This is a genomic window from Vibrio sp. 10N.261.52.C11 (assembly GCF_041471405.1).
GTDB lineage: Bacteria > Pseudomonadota > Gammaproteobacteria > Enterobacterales > Vibrionaceae > Vibrio > Vibrio crassostreae_C.
Genome location: NZ_JBFROI010000022.1, coordinates 21,638 through 37,452 on the forward strand (window position 1 = coordinate 21,638; position 15,815 = coordinate 37,452).

15 protein-coding genes are annotated in these 15,815 nt (G+C 44.0%); 9 read left to right on the forward strand and 6 right to left on the reverse strand.

The annotated features are described in order from the left end of the window. Nucleotides 1-5: 5 nt before the first annotated feature. From AB4323_RS08315 to AB4323_RS08325, 3 genes are all read right to left on the reverse strand, one after another. Nucleotides 6-803: an amino acid ABC transporter permease gene (locus tag AB4323_RS08315; protein ID WP_372152140.1), complete on the reverse strand. Its 798-nt coding sequence runs from the start codon at nucleotides 801-803 to the stop codon at nucleotides 6-8. Further along, the gene (locus tag AB4323_RS08320) at nucleotides 803-1,549 is read right to left on the reverse strand and encodes an amino acid ABC transporter ATP-binding protein (protein ID WP_102333483.1); all 747 of its coding nucleotides are present in this window, start codon (nucleotides 1,547-1,549) and stop codon (nucleotides 803-805) included. Before AB4323_RS08320 ends, AB4323_RS08315 begins: the two co-directional genes overlap by 1 nt. Nucleotides 1,550-1,774: 225 nt before the next feature. Then, nucleotides 1,775-2,923, reverse strand: coding sequence for an iron-containing alcohol dehydrogenase (locus tag AB4323_RS08325; RefSeq protein WP_048615371.1), 1,149 nt, complete (start codon nucleotides 2,921-2,923; stop codon nucleotides 1,775-1,777). Nucleotides 2,924-3,116: 193 nt separating this feature from the next. Between AB4323_RS08325 and AB4323_RS08330 the strand changes: the two genes are divergently transcribed. The 6 genes from AB4323_RS08330 (at nucleotide 3,117) to AB4323_RS08355 (ending at nucleotide 7,803) form a co-directional block, all read left to right on the forward strand. Next, the gene (locus tag AB4323_RS08330; protein WP_017067592.1) at nucleotides 3,117-4,001 is read left to right on the forward strand and encodes an AraC family transcriptional regulator; all 885 of its coding nucleotides are present in this window, start codon (nucleotides 3,117-3,119) and stop codon (nucleotides 3,999-4,001) included. A gap of 569 nt (nucleotides 4,002-4,570) precedes the next feature. Continuing rightward, complete coding sequence (locus AB4323_RS08335) at nucleotides 4,571-5,818, forward strand: RidA family protein (protein ID WP_017064467.1); 1,248 nt, start codon at nucleotides 4,571-4,573, stop codon at nucleotides 5,816-5,818. 213 nt (nucleotides 5,819-6,031) lie between these two features. After that, a complete protein-coding gene (locus AB4323_RS08340; RefSeq protein WP_372133709.1) occupies nucleotides 6,032-6,388 on the forward strand; it encodes a hypothetical protein in 357 nt (118 codons plus the stop codon). A gap of 94 nt (nucleotides 6,389-6,482) precedes the next feature. Then, complete coding sequence (locus AB4323_RS08345; RefSeq protein WP_017062658.1) at nucleotides 6,483-6,632, forward strand: hypothetical protein; 150 nt, start codon at nucleotides 6,483-6,485, stop codon at nucleotides 6,630-6,632. 118 nt (nucleotides 6,633-6,750) lie between these two features. After that, entirely contained in the window at nucleotides 6,751-7,215 is a 465-nt protein-coding gene (locus AB4323_RS08350) for an acyltransferase (protein ID WP_372152141.1), read from the forward strand. A 69-nt stretch (nucleotides 7,216-7,284) separates the two neighbouring features. Continuing rightward, nucleotides 7,285-7,803 (forward strand): GNAT family N-acetyltransferase, encoded by a 519-nt coding sequence (locus AB4323_RS08355; RefSeq protein WP_372152142.1) that lies wholly within the window; start codon nucleotides 7,285-7,287, stop codon nucleotides 7,801-7,803. Nucleotides 7,804-7,918: 115 nt separating this feature from the next. On the opposite strand, the gene AB4323_RS08360 is transcribed toward AB4323_RS08355, so the two are convergent. Continuing rightward, a complete protein-coding gene (locus tag AB4323_RS08360; RefSeq protein ID WP_017064470.1) occupies nucleotides 7,919-8,365 on the reverse strand; it encodes a DUF417 family protein in 447 nt (148 codons plus the stop codon). Between the two features lie 281 nt (nucleotides 8,366-8,646). Between AB4323_RS08360 and AB4323_RS08365 the strand changes: the two genes are divergently transcribed. Next, complete coding sequence (locus AB4323_RS08365) at nucleotides 8,647-9,009, forward strand: RidA family protein (RefSeq protein WP_017062654.1); 363 nt, start codon at nucleotides 8,647-8,649, stop codon at nucleotides 9,007-9,009. A gap of 128 nt (nucleotides 9,010-9,137) precedes the next feature. On the opposite strand, the gene AB4323_RS08370 is transcribed toward AB4323_RS08365, so the two are convergent. Beyond that, complete coding sequence (locus tag AB4323_RS08370) at nucleotides 9,138-10,724, reverse strand: BCCT family transporter (protein WP_017072212.1); 1,587 nt, start codon at nucleotides 10,722-10,724, stop codon at nucleotides 9,138-9,140. 476 nt (nucleotides 10,725-11,200) lie between these two features. Between AB4323_RS08370 and AB4323_RS08375 the strand changes: the two genes are divergently transcribed. Next, entirely contained in the window at nucleotides 11,201-14,368 is a 3,168-nt protein-coding gene (locus AB4323_RS08375) for a chitinase C-terminal domain-containing protein (protein ID WP_372152144.1), read from the forward strand. Between the two features lie 257 nt (nucleotides 14,369-14,625). Here AB4323_RS08375 and AB4323_RS08380 read toward each other — a convergent pair whose 3' ends face one another. Continuing rightward, nucleotides 14,626-14,880, reverse strand: coding sequence for a YgjV family protein (locus AB4323_RS08380; protein WP_017068159.1), 255 nt, complete (start codon nucleotides 14,878-14,880; stop codon nucleotides 14,626-14,628). A gap of 268 nt (nucleotides 14,881-15,148) precedes the next feature. On the opposite strand from AB4323_RS08380, the gene AB4323_RS08385 reads away from it, so the two are divergent. Beyond that, nucleotides 15,149-15,736 (forward strand): DUF4136 domain-containing protein, encoded by a 588-nt coding sequence (locus AB4323_RS08385; protein ID WP_102333490.1) that lies wholly within the window; start codon nucleotides 15,149-15,151, stop codon nucleotides 15,734-15,736. Nucleotides 15,737-15,815: the final 79 nt, after the last annotated feature.

The window sequence follows — 15,815 nt, forward strand, 5'->3', positions numbered from 1 at the left end:
AATCCTTATTGTGTTCGCCAGTTAGCTCCGAGCTTATGCTCAAGCCAAGCTGCAAAGGCAGAAAGTGAAAGTGTAAGTGCAAGGTAAATGATCGCCACAGAGAACCAAATCTCAAATGGCATCGCGGTTTCAGAAACTATGTTTCTGGCTTCGGTTGTTAGGTCAAAGATAGCCATGACACTCACAATCGAAGAGTTTTTGATAAGAGAGATCACTTCATTAGTCAAAGGTGGCAAGGTGCGTTGCACCACCTGAGGAAGAATCACATCCCAGTAAGTATAGGTCTTTGATAAACCCAAAGATTGAGCTGCTTCAAATTGTCCTCTCGCAATACCATTTAAACCAGCACGGAAGATTTCGGCGGTGTAAGCACCTTGGAAAAGTGCCAAGGCCAAAACGGCAGTGCTAAAACGATCCAGCCCTAATACGGGGCCAAATACAAAATAGAGCAAATAAATTTGTACTAATAACGGCGTGTTACGAATCAACTCAACATAGCTGGTGGCTAAGGTGCGTCCAACCACCGAATTGGAGTTTCGCAATAGGGCTGTGGTTAAGCCAATCACCAGCGTTGCAACCAAAGAAATCAAAGAGATATTGATGGTAACTAGTAGCCCTTCAACTAATTCTGCAGGCCACCATTCACCATCTTCATAGAAAGCAATATAGTCCGGCACACGCTCCCATTGCCAGCTGTATCCCATGGTTTGTGCACCAGAGTCGAGAATCCAAACAACAGCAGCCGCCAGTACAACAATCTGTACCAAAGCAGATAGGGCGGGTTTAATAATTCGAATCAACATCAATAAGTCAGGATCTGATTTAGGAACGCTTGAGTACGTTCATGTTGAGGGGTTTCAAAAAGCGATTGTGGAGTATTCGATTCCACAATTTGTCCTTCATCCATGAAGATAACGCGGTCGGCCACTTGTTTTGCAAAGCCCATTTCGTGGGTCACACACACCATAGTGATGCCTTCGCTCGCCAGTTCAACCATCACATCGAGCACTTCGTTGATCATCTCCGGATCAAGCGCTGAAGTGGGTTCGTCAAACAAGAGTAATTCCGGCTTCATACACAGCGAACGGGCGATAGCCACGCGTTGTTGCTGGCCGCCAGAAAGTTGCACTGGGTATTTGTTGGCTTGTTCTGCAATGTGCACACGCTCTAGATAGTGCATTGCTATCTTCTCGGCTTCTTGTTTGCTTTTTTTAAGCGTACGAATTGGCGACAGAGTTAGGTTCTCAAGCACGGTAAGATGGGGGAATAAATGAAAGTGCTGAAACACCATTCCGACTTGGCCCGGTGTGTTGAACTTACTCGGGAGTACTTGTTCTAGCACGGAAAGTTCGCCACTTTCGAAAGGTTCTAGCTGATTGATACAACGGATCAATGTTGATTTACCCGAACCAGACGGCCCGCAAATCACCACTATCTCTCCTTGTTCAATATTTAAATCGATATCCTTTAGGGCATGAAAATCACCATACCACTTGTTAAGTGACTTAAACTTAACCATTTCCTTGAGATTGTTCAAATCGTTGTTCATACCTAGTAAAGAGACAGGTTTACCTTAACAATATAGAAATATGATTGCACATAAAATTAGGGACTTATGAGAATTTAATAGCATCTTGTAGGGCAAATTAAAAAGCAGCGCCCAAAATGAACGCTGCTTCTGTTGTACGAAAGAAAAAAGTAATGGGTTCAGTCAGATGTGAAAATTCATCGTTGTATGACCACTATCTTTACTTTCTCTCTATTTTCCCGATTCTTAGTGAATCGCAGACTCTAGAATCTCACGTGTTTTCTCTGGCGTGATTGCTTGATTCTCACCAAGTTGTAGGTAGCCGTGTGATTCAAGTTGAGCGACAACATTGTCAATCGCCGTTGCTTTGTTTGTTTCGTAGCCGTCAAACATGGTTGCTACGTCTAGGCTGTGGTAGAACGCTTCGATTGCAGCGATTGTGCGTTCTGCTAAATCAGCACCCGCTTCTAGGCCAAATACGTTACGACCCATTTGCTCTAGCTTGCCACGTTTTGCTTCGATTTGGTTACGAAGTAGTGAAGGTTGAACAATCGCAAGCGAACGTGCGTGGTCTACGTGCCATAGTGCTGTGAATTCGTGGCCAATCATGTGAGTTGCCCAATCTTGAGGAACACCCGTACCAATTAGGCCGTTAAGCGCTTGGTTTGCTGTCCACATTAGGTTTGCACGCCATGCGTCGTTGTCACGCTCGTCGTATTGCTTACCCAGTACAAGTAGGTTCTTAAGCAGTGTTTCCGCGTAACCGTCTTGAACCATCGCGTCTGTTGGCATCGTGATGTATTGCTCACACACGTGTACCCACGCATCAACTAAACCGTTGATCAATTGGCGCTCAGGTAGAGACTTCATTACATCTGGGTCCATAACCGCAAACTTAGGCTGTACTGCAGGGTTAAGGAAAGCAAGCTTCTCTTGAGTCGCTTTACGCGTGATTACCGCACCCATGTTAGATTCAGAACCTGTCGCAGGAAGTGTCAGTACCGCACCGATTGGCGTCGCTTCAGTTACTTGGTGTTTGCCCGTTAGGATGTCCCAACCGTCGCCGTCATATTTAGCCGCTGCAGCAACGTACTTAGAGCCGTCGATTACTGAACCACCGCCAACAGCGATAATGAATTCTACGTTTTCTTCTTTAACAAGAGCGACTGCTTTGTCTAGCGTCTCTTTGGTAGGGTTTGCTTCAACGCCAGAGAACTCGATCCAAGAGTGATCTTTCAAAGATTCTACAACTTGGTCGTAAACACCGTTGCTCTTGATTGAACCGCCACCATAGATGACCAGTACTTTCTTCGAAGTATCAACCGCTTGGCTGATAGCGTTGATTTGGCCTTGGCCGAAATGGATAACAGTAGGGTTAACGTAAGTAAATTGCATCAGAGATTCCTTGTGTAAAGCGAAATTTGTTATTTTGGTTTATTGCTCAATTTCTATATTTGCATATTAGTACAGTAATCTAGGTCAATGAAGAGCTGTTCCTCCAAATAAATTGCCTATTTCTACAAACTTGATATTCTTCCTCTGCTTTAGCTTACTTACTCTTAGCACTTGGAATGGAAAGTCGCCACTTATGAAAACACTCGCTCAGTTGTTACAGTCATATGTAGAACACAAAGGTTGGGATGATCTCGAAGGGATCAGAGAAACTGAAATTAGCGGCGTGTGGTTGTATAGAAGCAGTGGAGGGAATCAGCGTCAGCCATTTACTTACCAGTCTGGCATTATCATGCTCGGACAGGGTAAAAAGAACATCTACATTGGCGAAAGGCCAGTGACTTACGCTGCAGGTGATTATCTTGTGGTGGGTGTGCCAATGCCGTTAGAGTGCGAAGCCTTGCCTGTTAATGGTGAACCATTGCTTGGCTTGTCGATTAGCATTGATTCTCAACGCTTGCATAGCTTAGTCAAAAAGCTCGAAGATCAAGGCTTCTTAGAGAGCTACTGCAACAAGCACAAACAGAACTCGAGTGGCTTAGAATCGACGCCAATGGAAGAGCAAATGCTAGAGAGCTTTACCCGATTGGTGAAAACGCTGCATTGCGACATTGAGGCCAACATATTGGGCGATGCCATGGTAACGGAGATTGTCTACCGCGCATTAACCGGTTCAGAAGGGCGTGTGCTGTTTGATTTAGCTCATCATGATGGCCATTACGCACGTGTTGCCAAAGCGCTGTCTAAAGTGCATGAAGAGTACGACCAAACCATCACCGTTCAATCGCTTGCTGACGAAGCCAACATGAGCGTGTCTGCCTTCCACAATGCATTCCGTAATGTCACCTTTGAATCACCTCTTCAATACTTGAAAAAGGTTAGACTTAATAAAGCCAAAGAGCTGATTCAACTAGAAGGCCTTCGTATTAGTGATGCTGCACGTCGAGTCGGTTACTCCAGCCCATCTCAATTTAGCCGCGAATTTAAGCGCCACTTCAATACTACTCCAAGAGCGGTTTAGTTCTTCTTTCAACGAAACTATGTGTTGAGAGCTATAATGCCAAAAGCTATGGTGACGATTGCTCATATTTGTTGAATTATATGAGTAAATGTATCTAATCATAGGCATTGTCAGATTGTAGGTATTTGATTCTCGAATATATTATTAACGTACTTATATAAAATAAGCTCTCGAAAATAATTAATTAAATAGCCTAAGAGTTTATGCACAGGTATAGGGGAGAAACTCACTAACTTAGCTATTAACGAAGTTTTAGTGTGAACAACCTATCAAATATTATCTAAAATTCTGGAATTACTCACCGTACTATCAGAGAGAGTATTCAGGATTATTGAATAGACTTAAAATTAAAGATAATTTAGCAGTTGATAAAGCCTAGTACGACGGATAATTAGTCGTTTGATGACTAATTATTCTGTAACTTGCTGATTTATAGTCAACTGAGAGTCTGATGGATATCACGTTTACCCTAAAATAATTCACTTAACATGGCGCTACTTTAATCATTCTTCCAAATACGATTGTTAAATATAAATACGTATACCTATTTTATTTAAAGGATAATACCGATGAGTAGCGATATCATTAAAATTTCAAGAAACACTGAAAACGCACCAATTAATTCTGTATCTACACAAACGGTCGCTTTTTCTCATTATAATAACTTTTCTGCTCAACTTCCGATTGACCCTAAAACGGGTGAAATAGTCATCGGTGATATTAAAGATCAAGCAGCACAATGTTTGAATAATATTAAAGCGATTGTTGAAAGCATCGACCATGTTATGGATGATGTCGTGAAGATTAATGTTTTCGTTAAGAATATTTCTGATATCGATGCTATTGATGAAGTTTACAAAAACTTCTTCCACAACAGCCTTCCAACACGCACTGTCGTGGGTGTCACTGCACTGCCAAGCAGCGATGCGCTGGTTCAAATGGATGCGCTTATTTCTAACGGTGAAGGCACTAAACCACAAGCTCCTTGCGCGCTAATTAAGGTCTCAAGAAATACGGATAACGCACCTCAAAGTGCTGTGTCTACGCAGACTGCAGCCTTTTCTCACTACAACAATCTTTCAGCTCAGTTGCCTATAGATGTAGCCACAGGTGAGTTGGTTGATGGTGGTATCAAAGCGCAAACAGCGCAATGTCTATCAAACATTAAAGCTATTTTAGAAAGCATCGGACACGTCATGAATGATGTGGTTAAAACGACTATCTACCTAAAAAATATCGCAGATGCGGAAGTGGTAAATGAAGTATGTGCTAAATTCTTCCCAAGCTACGTTCCTGCTCGTACTGTTGTTAACGCAGCTGAATTACCAATGGGTGCTTTAATTCAAATTGATACATCCATTTCACATGGCGACGGTACACCGCCGCAATTACCAGAAGACACTCGCTTACTGGTTATTGAAACCAATAATACTGTTTCTGCACCATTCATGCCTTATTCGCATACTGTTGCTTTCTCTCACTACAATCATATTTCAGCCCAATTACCTTTAGATCCGAAAACAAATGAAATCGTTGCTGGCGGGGTAAAAGAACAAGCGGAACAATGTTTAAACAATATTAAGGCGATAATTGAAAGCGTTGACCATAGCATGGACGATACGGTGAAAATTAATATTCAACTTAAGGATATTTCAGATATTGATGTGGTAAACGAAGTCTACACCACATTCTTTAATGCTGAGCTGCCTGCAAGAACGGTAGTAGGGGTTTCAGAAATCCCAATGAATGCTTTAGTACAAATTGATGCTGTCGTTTCTAACTGTGAAGGGACACCTCCACAAGACGTTGTTGCATAAATCAATTGAACCCTTCTCGATAATATCGATCAGATCTCGGTTTAGCTTCCAAATAGGGAGCAAACTCAACAGGCCGAGATCTGATCCGTTCACTTCATTACTCAAGTCCATCGAAGCGACACACCTAAGCTTATCCCGTAAACATGGTATTTATAAGGTTGAAGTGTTTTAATATGAAAAACAGACGCTTAACGTAATAAAGAAAACCAGTTTATGCAATTTCGAGCCATTTTACTGCTATGCCTTACCCTAATAGGGTGTTCGTCCAATCAAGAGTTGGTACCCGACCCAACAACCATCACGCTATTTTATGGTGATACATCCATCGCCGCAGGTGTTTTAGAGGATAAAACATTCAATTCAGTCCTTGCCGATAGGGTTGAAAGCGTTACGTTTTCGGGCTCAATATCAAAGCAAGACTCAGGCTACTTTGTCGATATGTTAGTGATTCGAGAAACAAAAGAGCCACGTTCCACACGACAGCTGAACACCTCGCTTCTAATGAAACCGGGAGAGTTAGTAGATGTTGGCGGCGTGAATAACGATGTGTTCAGGGTAATCCTCGAGTAACAAAAATAAAGTGTTCAATTAATCTGATTTTTTGCTTTACCTCAACCTAACTTCAAGTCTTAAGCTTCTCTTACTGATTAAGAAGGAGCTTATTATGCAAAATAACTACGTAAAAGAACTCGCCGTTAAAACTTACCAAGAAGACCTTCAAAAAGAGTACGTTAGATCTAAAGCTCAGCCATTCCACGCCCCAAGTTTTATCGGTGGGGTGCTGTTGTCAGTTGTGCTGGTGGGGCTGTTTTAATTTATGCAGAATTTCTGATCCATTGCCAACTCTCAACATATCTATTTGCTGCACTTTAATGCTTAAGGCACAATCTCTTAGGTTGAATTGTGACGCTAATGTCGAGAGGAAGTGAAGTATGGCAAGTCCAAGAGTATTAAAGTCACAGATTACTGATATTACCTGTGGCGAGAATGTCACTATCATCGAGCCAAATAACGTTTATGGCTGTGAGCTTAAAGATGATGTGTTCGTTGGCCCCTTTGTTGAGATTCAAAAGAACACCGTGATAGGTGCGAGAAGCAAGATTCAATCTCACACCTTTATCTGTGAGTATGTGACCATTGGAAGTGACTGCTTTGTTGGTCACGGAGTCATGTTTGCCAACGACTTATTCAAAGAGGGAAAGCCAGATCCTAATCCTGAAAGTTGGGGGCGTACCTTGATAGCTGACAACGTCACGATCGGTTCTAACGCTACGGTTCTGTCTGTCAGCATTTGCGAAGGTGCAGTAATCGGCGCGGGCAGTGTGGTAACGAAAGACATTACTGAGAAAGGTATCTATGCAGGTAACCCAGCCAAGAAATTGAGAGGTTTACCGTAACCGTATTAATAAGCCGTGGTTCATGAATCATAAGGTGCGGCTTTTTAGGGAAACATTAGAGTATTTGTCATGGATGTATTTTTACACTTACTTCAACCGAATGACGCGAGTGCGCTTTTGGATTTTGAGGTCGAAAATCGAGAGTGGTTTGAGCAATTTATTCCAGTTAGGGGTGATAGCTTCTATTCAAATGCAGGTGTGACTGAGCAAATCACCAGCTTTCTAACTGAATACGAGAATGGTGAGATGATTCCTATGTTGATCAAAGATGCCAATGGCACTGTCTGTGGAAGAATCAACATCCGCGATATCGACCAGATCGCCCATAGTGGAGAGCTAGGGTATCGAGTAGGTAGTTCCTTTGCTTCAAAAGGCATTGCGTCTAACGCAGTAAAGCAGTTTCTACTCTATTTGGAGGAACAGACCAACCTTAAATATGTTGATGCCTATGCGTTAGTGGGCAATATCGGTTCCAACAAAATCTTATCCAATACCGGTTTTGAATTGGTCGAGTATGTTGAGAGCTACGCGGTGTTTAAAGGAGAACATCAAGATGCTAATTATTATCGTAAGGTTTTAGCTGACTAGGTGACTATCAGTGCCTTATACATTAGAAGCTGGCAGCGTCCTTCTAGCCAGCTTCGAGTCTTTTTATTTAAAGGTTTAAGGTTACTTCTAGGTTTGGCCACTTCTAGATTTACGGTTACTTCTGAGGTTTGTTATGTTCGATTACGCTAATCGCGATAGCCAAAAACAGGATATCTTTCACTAGGAAGAAGTTAGTGACTAAGATGCCATCCGATACTTTCCAAGCGTTTGGCGTTGTAACCAGGAAGCTAAGTGTCACAACAAAGATAGCCGATGCAGCAATGCCTGAGTAGAAAGCTACTGTCGGCTTCTTAAATCCAACGATCAATCCAATCGCGACGATGATCTCCGCGCCACCCACCATGTTAGACACAGCTTGTACTGAGAACAGATTGTAAAGCCAGTTCATTGCAGGATGATTCGCGATTAGCGGTTCAATGAGCATCGCTTCAGTTGGCGTAAACTTATAAATTCCAATCCAAGCGAGCACTAATGCTACTCCAACCACTCCAAGGTTATATCCCACATTACTCTGTTTTAAATCATAGGTTTGAACATGCATAAAAGTACTCCATTTAATAAAATCCTTGAATATGACCGCAAGAGTTCAGATTAAATTTCGCATTGAGAATAATAATTAATATATTTATCTAGAGATTTGACACGTGGCGACTTATTGTCTCGATAGGGGCTTAAAGGCTAGTGATGTTGAGAACCAAAGCAATGGGGAAGCGATAGTGCTGTTCAAAAGGTACCGCGAGTTTTCCAATTTTTGTTTTCAATATTCGCGATTTGGATTAGATTACGCTGATGTTCACCCTAATTATAAGAAGAGTATAACCAGTGAAAATTCATAGAATTAACCCGACCAAACGTTGGTCTGATGTAACTGTTTTTAACGGTATTGCAAGCTTTGTGGAAGTGGCAGAGACGGATACAACAGCAGGAATTAAGAGTCAGGTTCAGCAAATCTTCGAACAAGCCGAAGAAATGATGAGTTTGGTAGACAGCGACAAATCTCGCGTATTGTCAGTGACTATTTATCTCACGGATTTCGCTAACTTTGATGCACTCAATGAAGTTTGGGAAGCGTGGTTCCCTGAAGGCTGCGCGCCAAGCCGTGCATGCGTGAAAGCAGAACTTGCTAATCCTGAGCTACTGGTTGAGATGTCGTTTATGGTTGCTGCGGGTGAAAAGTTTCAATAAGCCGAACTATCGGTTGAAATAAGCTTCGTAGATAGAAGTAACGAACAGATAAAACAAAGCCACTCAGGTGAATCACTTGAGTGGCTTTTTAGTGTTCTACGCTACCCGAAACTAAATCGGGTCAGGTATTAAGCGATACCTTGATCTCTTGCCATCTGCTTCGCGATCTTCGGCGCGTGCCATAGACACGGGAGCAAGATAAACGATACCGGAACCGCTGTGATTACAATGAACGACTGTAGAGCGGAGATGCCGCCTGAACCCATTGAGATAAGTGCGATCGCTACCGCACCCATGATGATACCCCAGAAAGTACGTACCGCTGCGTTTGGCTCTGTCGTACCCGTCATTACCACACTGATGGTGTAAGTCATTGAGTCACCTGTTGTCACGATGAACGTGGTCGTCAGGATCAGGAACAGAATTGCAATCAGAGTTGGGAACGGCAGTTGCGCGGTAATTGCTAGAAGAACCGCCGGAAGGTTGAAGCCTTCGAACGCACTAGAAATCACACCTGGGTTCTCTAATTCAAACGCTAGACCACTACCACCAACGATGCTGAACCAGAAACACGTTACAAGCGGTGCAACGATGCTAATAGAAACGATCATTTGGCGAATAGTACGGCCACGTGAGATACGAGCAATGAAGATCGCCATCATTGGGCCATAACCTAAGAACCAACCCCAGAAGAACACAGTCCAGCCACCTAGCCATGCTGTATCTTGGCGGTATAGCGCCATTGGGATGAAGTTATCAACCATTTCGCCCATACCTTGCAGGTAGCCATCAACGATGAAGCTCGTTGGGCCAACAAGAAGGATGTAGCCGATTAGACACACAGACAAGATGATGTTGTAACGGCTTACCAGTTGGATACCTTTGTTCACGCCGCTCAAAGCAGAAAGCGTGTACATTGCGATAGCAAAGATAATAACAACACTTTGAGTTGCAAAGCTGTCTGAAATGCCAAACAGTTCGCTCAGTGCGTAGCTGATTTGTAGGCCAAGGAAGCCGATAGGGCCGATAGTACCTGCGGCTACAGCCACGATGCTGCATGCGTCGACAACGTTACCAACCCAACTGTTAATCGCTTTGTCGCCAAGTACTGGGTAAAGCAGAGTGCGAGGCTTAAGAGGAAGGCCTTTGTCGTAATGCAAGTGCATTAACACGATGGAAGACAAACCACCTAAGATTGCCCATGCAAGGAAACCCCAGTGCATGAAAGATTGTGATAGAGCATTGAACGCCATCGCTTGAGGATCTGCGTTGCCATACAGTGGCGGAGCTGAAACAAAGTGAGCGATAGGCTCTGCGGCTGCCCAGAACACACCACCGCCGGCTAGCAGCGTACATAGGACGATAGACATCCATTTAAAGGTGGTCATTTCAGGTAGGGCAAGCGTTCCTAAGCGAACGTGGCCGGTGCGACCTAGTGCAAGCACTAAACCGATAATGAAGTTGAGAAGTAGTAGGACTTGCCAGAAAGCACCGAACCACTTAGTTGAATAACTAAAGCCGATGTTTACAAGTTCGGACAACACGGAGGTGTTGGTGAAGGCTAGGATGACAAAGAGGGTTAAAAAACTGCCACTAAGCCAAAAGACTGGGTTTCCGAGTTCCAGTTTTTCACCCAAAGATTGAGCTTTATTGAAATCGATAGAAGTAGATTCTGCGTTGATGTTTTCGTTGGCGACTTGCGTCAAGTTGGACATTATTTCTTCGCTATATTTGGCTCTTTCGAGCCTATGTATTTCTCCCACACTTGCATTGGAAATGTGAGGTTCGTCAAAAAAATCCGCGATACTACCACAATTGTTAAGAAAAAGTGGGCAAATTTAGAAAAGAAATCAGTTCTACGGCGAAATCAATCCCTTTTGGTTAGTTTTAAAACGAAATTTCAGAACGAACAAATAAAGCAGATATGAATAGAGTTTTGTAATTAAGGATACGAATTAGGCGATATTTTTTAGCGTACCGAAATAAATTTAATATTAGTTGTTCGTGCAAAATAAGTGTCGACTCATTGCATGCTATAAACAAATTAATGCGAGTCATTTTATAAATATCGAATATTTTAGGTGTTAAATTGGCACTGTTACCTACAGTTGTTTTGCGAAGAGATTTAAGTGATGAGAAATATGACACTTAAATTAAGCATCTTGAAACAATAACTTAAGGGACAGCTAACATGCACCTAAACCAAGGAAGAGTGGCCAAGAAAGTTTTTACACTCAGTACTCTCACCGCGTCATGCTTAATGGCGTTCAACAGCTACGCGGCTGTGGATTGTTCAACGTTAGAAGCGTGGGATTCCGCCACGGTGTACACCGGTGGTGATCAGGTTTCACATGACGGCAGCGCGTACTCAGCGAATTACTGGAATCAAAATAACAACCCGAGCCAATTTGAGGGTGACTATGCACAATGGAAAAAGATTGATGTGTGTAGTGGTGGCGGAGGTGGCGGTACGCCAAATGAAGTACCAACGGCTTCATTAACGGCACCCTCTGCTTCTGACGTGATTACTGAAGGCGATAATGTTGTATTGAGTGCAACAGCACTAGATTCTGATGGCAGTGTGGCTTCGGTTGAGTTCTTTGTTGATGGCGCATCTGTTGCGGTAGTCACAGCGGCACCTTTCGAAGCGACTTGGGCTGCAACGTCGGGTAATCATCAGGTTTCTGTTGTTGCAACGGATAATGAAGGCGCAGCAAGTGTTGCAAGTGCGGTTTCTGTTTCTGTTGATTCAGCACAACCAGGGAATGAAGCACCGACAGTTTCAGTTGCACTTTCAGTGACATCTGTTGATGTTGGTGGTGTAGTCACACTGACAGCAACGGCAGCAGATAGCGATGGCACGGTTGATAAGGTTGATTTCTACGTAGCGGGTGCTCTTGTGGGCACTGCTGCAACGAGCCCTTACACGTTAGATTACACAACAACTCAAGCGGGTTCTTTAGCAGTTTACGCGAAAGCAACAGACGACCAAGGTGCGACTGCAGATTCTGCGTTGGCATCTTTGACCGTGAACGGCGCTCCAACAGTGAGCACATGTCGCCCTGATGGCTTATATCAAACTCAAGGTGTCGATGTTCCTTACTGTACAATTTACGATGATGAAGGCCGTGAGAAAATGGGCGCAGACCATCCCCGTCGTGTCATTGGTTACTTCACAAGTTGGCGTGCAGGGGATGACCCACAAGCTGCTTACCTAGTAAATGATATTCCTTGGGAACAACTCACACACATTAACTACGCTTTCGTGAGCATCGGTTCAGATGGCAAAGTAAACGTCGGTGATGTAAACGATCCAAATAACGCAGCGGTTGGTAAAGAGTGGCCGGGTGTGGAAGTTGATCCGGCATTAGGCTTCAAAGGTCACTTCGGTGCATTAGCGACAGCGAAGAAAAAACACGGCGTGAAAACGTTAATCTCAATCGGTGGTTGGGCTGAAACAGGTGGTCACTTCGCGACTGATGGCAGCCGCGTGGCTGATGGTGGTTTCTACACCATGACGACCAATGCTGATGGTTCTATCAACCATCAAGGTATCGAAACATTCGCGACTTCAGCGGTCGAAATGCTGCGTAAGTACCAGTTCGATGGTCTAGATATCGATTACGAATACCCAACTTCTATGGCTGGCGCAGGTAACCCATACGACAAAGACTTCATGGAGCCGCGTCGTCAATACCTGTGGGCGTCGTACCAAGTGTTGATGAAAGTGCTACGTGAGAAGCTCGATGCGGCGTCTGCGCAAGATGGCAATCACTACATGTTAACGATCGCAGCGCCTTCTTCTGGTTACCTATTACGCGGTATGGAAACATTCGATGTAACCAAGTACCTCGATTACGTAAACATCATGTCTTACGACCTTCACGGTGCGTGGAACGATCACGTAGGTCATAACGCAGCCTTGTTTGATACGGGTAAAGATTCAGAGCTAGCGCAGTGGAACGTATACGACACGGCGGCTTACGGTGGTATTGGTTATCTGAACACGGATTGGGCTTACCATTACTTCCGTGGTTCTATGCCAGCAGGCCGTATTAACATCGGTGTGCCTTACTACACTCGTGGTTGGCAAGGCGTAACGGGTGGTGAGAATGGTCTTTGGGGCCGAGCAGCACTGCCAAACCAATCTGAATGTTCAGCGGGTACGGGTGAAGGCGAGAAAAACAACTGTGGCCATGGCGCTATTGGTATCGACAACATGTGGCACGATACCGATCCAAAAGGTAACGAAATGGGCGCGGGTTCTAACCCTATGTGGCACGCGAAGAACCTAGAGAATGGTATTTGGGGCTCTTACGCTGAAGCTTACAAGCTTGATCCTGTGAATGATCCTTCAGATGTTCTAACGGGCACTTACACGAGAAACTACGACAGTGTGGCGGTTGCCCCTTGGTTGTGGAACGCAGAGAAGGGCGTATTCCTTTCAACAGAAGATAAACAGTCTATCGACGTGAAAGCGGACTACGTTATCGACAAAGAGATCGGCGGCATTATGTTCTGGGAACTAGCAGGGGATTATAACTGTTATGTTCTCGATGCGAATGGCAACCGAAGCTCTATCGATACGACTGAGCAAGCGTGTAACAGCGGTAACGGTGAGTTCCACATGGGTAACACAATGACGAAAGCTATCTACGATAAGTTTAAGTCTGCAACACCATATGGAAACAAAGTCGCGACGGGCGCTATCCCAACAGAAGCACTAGATATCACAGTATCGGTTGGTGGCTTCAAAGTCGGTGACCAAAACTACCCAATCAACCCTAAGATCACGTTTACGAACAACACAGGGCAAGCACTTCCGGGCGGAACTGAGTTCCAGTTCGATATCCCAGTATCAGCTCCTGATAACGCGAAAGATCAATCGGGCGGTGGTTTGTCTGTGATTGCTTCGGGTCATACTCGTGCGGATAACATCGGCGGATTAGACGGTACTATGCACCGCGTAGCGTTCACGTTGCCTGCATGGGAAGATCTTCCTGCTGGTGGTGTGTATGAGCTAGACATGGTGTATTACTTGCCAATTTCAGGCCCTGCAAACTATGCAGTGAGCGTGAATGGCGTCGACTATGCCTTTAGCTTCGAGCAACCTGATCTACCATTAGGTGATATCAGCTCTGGTGGTGGTAACCCTGGCGATGGTGGCACAAACCCTGGTACGTGTGATACTGCAGGTTTAACTGTTTACCCAGATCTACCTCAGAAAGATTGGGCAGGTAATCCAAGCCATGCAAACACGGGTGACCAAGTCGTTCACAACGGTAGTATTTACCAAGCTAACTGGTGGACAAGTTCTGAGCCGGGCAGTGACGGTAGCTGGACCAAAGTGTGTTCATAGTATTGATTTGTTGATAGAGGTGAGAGCTTTCTATCCCCACCTCCTTAAACAAACCACTTAACGTAGAGTCAAACGCCGAACTCAATCCTGTTCGGCGTTTTTTATTCATGGTCTTACTATGTTTTACGCCCGCTATGTCCGAACGGTGAAAAAGTAGAAGGTAGTGAGCGTGTAGAGGAATAACAGATATAAAAAAGCCCAAATAGATCCGCTTTATTTGGGCTTTTTCAGAATTATTTGAAAGGCTAATCGTTAATTTAAGCTTTCGCTGCTTTCATCGCTTCCGTTTTTTTTTCCTTTTGCATTTTTGCAAGGAAGTAGATGTTTACACAAGCGATAAAGCCGTTGGTGGCTGCAACTGGCCATGCGTCAATCATGATGCCGTATGCTGTGAAGAGTGCACAGCCAATAAAGTTAAGGACACGCAGACGAACGATATCTTTCATTGTTAATGAAATTGCGACCATAATAGACGCAGCGTAACCTAAAATTTCAACCATATTGAATTCCATTGTTTGACCCTCTTAAATTTGCCGATACTTTGTCGGTACCAATTCTTCTCTTCATGAGATGATTGAGGAAGCTCCGTGCCTCGAATGGTCTGGTTTTGTTTAACGGGGAGAACTATACCAACTCTGTTTTTGTGATTAAACCCCCAAAACAGACAGAGGTGAAGGTTAGCGATTACGCAAACGTTTAATGACCTTTCTATTAACATAATTACTATTTATGTTGGAGGTTGAATTGATAGTTATTCTTATATAGGTAAGGAAGCCTCGAATGATAAAACGATCCATTTGTGCAACAAAAAGCATAAAAAAAGCAGCACTATTGGCTTTGATGGCTATTGGGCTGACCGCATGCTCTACGCAAGAAATACCACCCACACACAATTATGGTGTGGTCACTAGCGGTGACTTTGGTTTCATGAAACACGGCGTGATGACGTACTCCTGGCACCCTGAGTCAGAAAAGGTTTACCTTTCTCAAAAATACGATGAAACCGTGGTAACCGATTTAGTGCGTGATTCGATTCAAGAACAGCTCTCAAGTAAAGGTTATCAGTTAAAGCAGGATGGTGTCGGTGATGTTGTTGTAGGCTTTGGATTAGCGGAAGAATCGGAACTGAACGATGAGTCTATCTTCGATGCGATTAAGCTATTTACTGGTGTGCCATTTTACGATGGTGAAGGTAAAGTCGCGGAGAAAGGGTCGTTGTACATTGCGTTTTTCGTACCTAACTCAGAGGTCGTACAATGGCAAGCATTAGCACAGTCTGGCATCCAACCTGATTTAGAGCCAAGCGAGAGCAAACAGCGTATTACTGGCTTTGTTGAAATGTTATTTAGACGCATGCCTGAGCGATAGCATTAGGCGTTGAATGCATTCGTGGAGTAAATATTAGTTGTGGAAAATATGGTCAGATCGCAGATTATACTTTTTTATT

Bases quoted from the DNA above. Each gene is read 5' to 3' on its own strand.
- AB4323_RS08340 (WP_372133709.1), top strand. From the start codon at position 6,032: ATGCAATTTCGAGCCATTTTACTGCTATGCCTTACCCTAATAGGGTGT.
- AB4323_RS08330 (WP_017067592.1), top strand. From the start codon at position 3,117: ATGAAAACACTCGCTCAGTTGTTACAGTCATATGTAGAACACAAAGGT.
- AB4323_RS08370 (WP_017072212.1), bottom strand. From the start codon at position 10,724: ATGTCCAACTTGACGCAAGTCGCCAACGAAAACATCAACGCAGAATCT.
- AB4323_RS08320 (WP_102333483.1), bottom strand. From the start codon at position 1,549: ATGAACAACGATTTGAACAATCTCAAGGAAATGGTTAAGTTTAAGTCA.
- AB4323_RS08360 (WP_017064470.1), bottom strand. From the start codon at position 8,365: ATGCATGTTCAAACCTATGATTTAAAACAGAGTAATGTGGGATATAAC.
- AB4323_RS08350 (WP_372152141.1), top strand. From the start codon at position 6,751: ATGGCAAGTCCAAGAGTATTAAAGTCACAGATTACTGATATTACCTGT.
- AB4323_RS08345 (WP_017062658.1), top strand. From the start codon at position 6,483: ATGCAAAATAACTACGTAAAAGAACTCGCCGTTAAAACTTACCAAGAA.
- AB4323_RS08355 (WP_372152142.1), top strand. From the start codon at position 7,285: ATGGATGTATTTTTACACTTACTTCAACCGAATGACGCGAGTGCGCTT.
- AB4323_RS08380 (WP_017068159.1), bottom strand. From the start codon at position 14,880: ATGGAATTCAATATGGTTGAAATTTTAGGTTACGCTGCGTCTATTATG.
- AB4323_RS08375 (WP_372152144.1), top strand. From the start codon at position 11,201: ATGCACCTAAACCAAGGAAGAGTGGCCAAGAAAGTTTTTACACTCAGT.
- AB4323_RS08385 (WP_102333490.1), top strand. From the start codon at position 15,149: ATGATAAAACGATCCATTTGTGCAACAAAAAGCATAAAAAAAGCAGCA.
- AB4323_RS08325 (WP_048615371.1), bottom strand. From the start codon at position 2,923: ATGCAATTTACTTACGTTAACCCTACTGTTATCCATTTCGGCCAAGGC.
- AB4323_RS08335 (WP_017064467.1), top strand. From the start codon at position 4,571: ATGAGTAGCGATATCATTAAAATTTCAAGAAACACTGAAAACGCACCA.
- AB4323_RS08315 (WP_372152140.1), bottom strand. From the start codon at position 803: ATGTTGATTCGAATTATTAAACCCGCCCTATCTGCTTTGGTACAGATT.